The organism is Desulfonatronospira sp., assembly GCA_003563255.1.
Classification (GTDB): Bacteria; Desulfobacterota; Desulfovibrionia; order Desulfovibrionales; family Desulfonatronovibrionaceae; genus Desulfonatronospira.
The window spans coordinates 1-4,824 of record PWSL01000173.1 but is presented as its reverse complement, the minus strand read 5'-3'; the positions used below and the strand labels follow the sequence as shown (position 1 = coordinate 4,824).

At 51.7% G+C, this 4,824-nt stretch carries 3 protein-coding genes; all 3 read left to right on the top strand.

Features of this window, described 5'->3' with window-relative positions:
* The first annotated feature begins 279 nt into the window (after positions 1–279).
* Positions 280–2,076: a type II/IV secretion system protein gene (locus tag QZP87_RS04985; protein ID WP_291321818.1), complete on the top strand. Its 1,797-nt coding sequence runs from the start codon at positions 280–282 to the stop codon at positions 2,074–2,076.
* 160 nt (positions 2,077–2,236) lie between these two features.
* Positions 2,237–4,567, top strand: a complete 2,331-nt coding sequence (locus QZP87_RS04980) for a cysteine synthase (protein ID WP_291321817.1) — start codon at positions 2,237–2,239, stop codon at positions 4,565–4,567.
* On the top strand, positions 4,564–4,824 hold a 261-nt coding region (locus QZP87_RS04975), incomplete at its 3' end, for a metallophosphoesterase (protein ID WP_291321816.1). The genes QZP87_RS04980 and QZP87_RS04975, both read left to right, overlap by 4 nt.

Genomic DNA, 4,824 nt, shown 5'->3' with positions numbered 1-4,824 from the left:
GATCTGTGGGCAGTAGTCTTTTTCTTAAAAAATAAGTGCGGAACATTTACAGTGCCAAGAGCTGAACCCCCGTCATGGCTCAAATTTTTCTTGTTTTTTGTGACAGGGTTTCAGGAGTAAGTCACTAAAGCAGGTTTTGCCCACAACCCAGAATTAAAATATTAGTGCTGGGAAAGCCAGTCCCCGTGCCACATGCAAGGCGCTAAACAGATACTTGTGACAGGGTTTCAAGAGTAAGTCACAAAAAGCAACAGCGATAGGTTTAGATCCAAATTGCCATTGTCAAACCAACAGATCCAGCAGTCATCTTCCAGGGAATTCCTCACGGACAGCATCAAGTCCGGTGGACGATACTCATATCTTCTGAGTAACGGAATCATTACCAGCCAGGATCTGCAGCAGGCCATGCACATGGCCAAGAAAGAAAATCTGTCCATGGACGATATCCTGCTTAAAAAGTTCAAAATCGACAAACAGGATCTGGGCCGATCTTTACAGCAATACTACGACACCGAGTTTGTCTCTTTTGACCAGTCCTTTGTCATTCCCTTTGAACTTTTTGAGCAGAAAAAGCTGGACCCTGATTTTTTAAAAAGATACGAGTGGGTGCCTCTTAAGAGGGAAGGTAAAAATATCATCGTTCTTGTGAACAATCCTTTTGACCTTGGCCGCCTGGATGAGATCCGCTTTATTTTCGGGACCAGCAATATTGTAGCCAGGGTTGCCGTTCCTGGCGATATCCTGCGCTTTATCGAGCATTTCCACCAGCAGTATGTTGCAGAACAAAACATCGCTTCCCTGGGTGAAGAGGTCGGCGCAGGAGAAGACACTGAAGCTGCTGCAGATTATATTGACGAAGGTGAGCTCACCGAGCATGACAGCGAGGTGGTCCGCCTGGTTAATGCCATACTCCTGGAGGCCTGGCGCAGAAAAGCCTCTGACGTTCACATAGAACCCAGTCCCGGGTCAAGGTACTGTCTCATCAGGATGCGGGTGGACGGTACCTGTCACGAGTTCAGGAAAATCCGTCTGGCCCTGGCCAGGCCCCTGGTGTCAAGACTCAAAATCATGTCCAGTCTGGATATTGCAGAAAGAAGACTGCCCCAGGACGGCAAGCTCAAGATAAAACTGCCCGAGGTCATACAGGTTCTGGAGTTTAGAGTTGCCACGGTTCCAACAACAGGCGGACAGGAGGACGTGGTTTTGAGGGTGCTGACGTCCGGCAAACCCATGACCCTGCAAGAACTGGGGCTGACCAGAACCAACCTGGACCATTTTGAAAAGCTGATAAAAAAACCCTACGGACTCATTCTGGTGGTAGGACCCACCGGTTCGGGTAAAACCACCACTCTGCACTCGGCCTTGAACTGCATCAATACCCCGGAAAAAAAGGTCTGGACCGCAGAGGATCCTGTGGAAATAAGCCAGGAGGGATTGCGCCAGGTACAGGTCAACCCCAAGATAGGCCTTACTTTTGCCCACCTGCTGCGGTCTTTCCTGAGGGCAGACCCGGATGTAATAATGGTGGGGGAGATGCGCGACAGGGAAACCGCCCATATCGCTATCGAGGCTTCTTTGACGGGACATATAGTCTTCAGTACCCTGCACACCAATACCGCTCCCGAGACCATTACCAGGCTTTTGGATATGGACCTGGACCCATTTAACTTCGCTGATTCCCTGCTCTGCGTCCTGGGCCAGAGGCTCATCAAGACTCTTTGTCCCAAGTGCAGGGAACAATATACACCCTCTTCAGCAGAACTGCAGGAACTGGCCCTGGAGTACGGTGAAGGATTCAAGCATTGGCAGGAGGTATATTTCAAGGACGGAGCAGTGCTGTACAAGGCCAAGGGCTGTAGAAACTGTATCGGGGGCTACCGGGGCCGGCTTGGTATTCATGAACTCATGCTCAGTACCGACAATCTCAGAACACTCATCAAATTCAGAAAGTCTGCCGAGGAAATCCGGGAGCAGGCTGTGAAAGACGGCATGTTTTCCCTGAAGCAGGATGGTATACTCAAGGTACTGGCAGGTCTCACTGACATCCACCAGGTGCGGGCCGCCACAGGAGCCTGAACAGGTTTTCAGGGTTTCGCTGTTTTTTTATGACTTACAGGTGAAACCCTGTCATAAAATACAAGAAATTGATATCAGTTAATTGTTGAAAAACAAAAGCCAAAATTAACTGCCTCACCCTATTAACAATATTTTTTTATCTGAACATACAAATCCTTACATGAGCGATCTTCTTACTCTAATCGGCAATACCCCCCTGGTGGAAATCAAGGCGCTGTCCCCCAATCCCCGGGTCAAAATACTTGCCAAGCTGGAAATGTCCAACCCGGGCGGTTCGGTCAAGGACAGGGTGGCCCTGGCCATGATCCAGAGGGCCGAAAAATACGATGGCCTGGGGCCGGGCAAGACGGTCATAGAGGCCACTTCCGGCAATACCGGCATCGGTCTGGCCATGGTGTGCGCCCTGAAGCAGTATCCTATCAAACTAATCATGCCTGCTTCCGCTTCGGAAGAACGTAAGATGATCATGCGGGCTTACGGGGCGGAGATAGTTTTAACCCCGGGGCACCTGAGCACCGACGGAGCCATTGAAGAAGCCTACCGTCTGGCCAGGGATTTCCCGGACAAGTATGTCCTCATGGACCAGTTCAACAATCCCGCCAGTATTAATGCGCACTACACCTCTACAGGTCCGGAAATATGGTCCCAGACCCGGGGGGCAGTCACCCACGTGGCCGCCTGCCTGGGTACAACCGGTACCATCATGGGCATCACAAAGAAGATGCGGGAGTTAAATCCCGCGGTGCAGTGCATCGGCATCGAGCCCTATGCCGGACACAGGATCCAGGGTTTGAAAAACATGCAGGAGTCCTACCCTCCCGGCATATACAGTAAAAAGGCTCTGGACCGGGTTGTTCATGTCAAGGACGATGATGCCTGGGCCATGTGCCGCGAACTGGCCCGCAAGGAGGGCGTCTTTGTGGGAATGAGTTCCGGGGCGGCAATGGCCGGGGTGCAGCAGTTGGCCGGAGAGCTGGATGAAGGTGTTCTGGTGACCATATTTCCCGATGGCGGTGAAAGGTACTTGAGTACTCCCCTGTACAGTATCCCGGAACTGGACGGCATCAAGGTGTATGACTTGCAGAAAAGGAAAAAAAGCGTTCTGCAGTGTTCCGGCAAAAAACCCGGAGTATTTACTCCAGGGCCCAGGACCAATTTTCATGACGACCCGGACTTCTGGCGCAGGGCGGTTTTTTTGGATGTGCTCTGCCGCAGGCTGATGCAAAAGGGGCATGATCCCAACCCGGTTGTTGCCGTGGCGGACTTTGATGATCGTACCCTGGAGTGCATGCGGGAAAAGGGGCTTAACAGGGAAGACTTCAGCCTTCAGACCCTGCAGTCTATCCGCAGCCTGGCCCTGCGGATAACATTAAACCAAAACTTTAAGTTTTTGCCTGCAGCCGGTTTCCTGGATGCCGGTATAGAGATGTGCAACAAGCTCCTTTCCAGGGGACTGGCGTATGAAAAATTGCGCTGCGTATATTTTGACGTGGGCCGGGACAAGGACTACGGACTGCTTGCGGGTATTGACCCGGAAAAGATAATTTCCGGCAAAACAGTGGACCTGGAGGATTACGTCAAGGACAGCCCCCGGGACTTCACTCTGCTCAAAAGGGCCAGTCTCAAGGATCTCAAGGAAGAGAATGTCCTCAAGACCAGATGGGGCAATGTCAGGCCTTCATGGTACCTGCAGATGGCTGCAGTGGCAGCGGAGAACTGCACACACCTGGACCTGGTAATGGCCGGGGAGGCGCATCTTTTTCCGCACCTGGACAATCTCTTGAGTATCTGGAAGGGGTCCACCAATTTAAGACCTCAGTGCTGGAGCCTGAACCTTGCAGTACATCCCGAAGAAAAGGGCGGGCGGTTGCCGGGCGTTTACGAAATTGCCAGGGAAATGGGCGGCTTTTTCCCCTTGAGGATGTGGCTCATGTCTGTTTCTTATCACAGGCCTCTTGTTTATTCCGCCAACAATATGGATATGTGGCTGAAAAACTGGAACAGACTGCAGGAACTGCTTGGCAGGCTGAAGCTTTGTTCACGGGAATGCCTGGCAGGCGAGGCCACAAACCCTGAAGTAGAAAAGCAGTGTCGGGAATTACAGCCCGGTCTGGAAAAATGTTTGGATGAAGATCTTGCTCTTTACCACTTCTGGCCGCAGCTTTTTGAATTCTGCAAAAAAACGCAGAAGCTCCTGGATCAGAACTCCATCACCGCCAGGGATGCCGTAACCTGTCTGGAGCATTTGCAAGACATGGATTCGGTCTTGAAAATAATGGACTGGCAGGGCCTGCCCCTGAGTCCGGGCGATTACCCCCAGGAAATGGACGAATTGCTCCAGGCAAGGTTCAAGGCCAAAGAAGCAAGGGATTTCAGGACGGCCGATGAACTCCGGGGGAAAGCCGAAGGCCTTGGGTACCGTCTTGTGGATACCAGATCAGGGACCAGGGTTTACCTGGCGCACTTCATAGACAGCATGGAGGAGAAATGATTGAAAAGCACTGGATTGCAGTCGGGGATATACATGAAAACGCGCGCAATCTGAATAACATCCGCAAGATATCCCAGGCAAGAGGGATCCTGATTTCGGGGGACCTGACCAACCAGGGAGGCAAGTCCACCGTCCGGCTGCTTCTGGAAGAAATCAGGTCCATAAACCCAAATGTGTATGCCCAGATAGGCAACATGGACACCAGGGAGGTGGACAAATTCCTGGAGGAGTCAGGGGTGAATGTGCACAACAGGATT

Coding starts and splice junctions, on each gene's coding strand:
- QZP87_RS04980 (WP_291321817.1), top strand. CDS start 2,237: ATGAGCGATCTTCTTACTCTAATCGGCAATACCCCCCTGGTGGAAATC.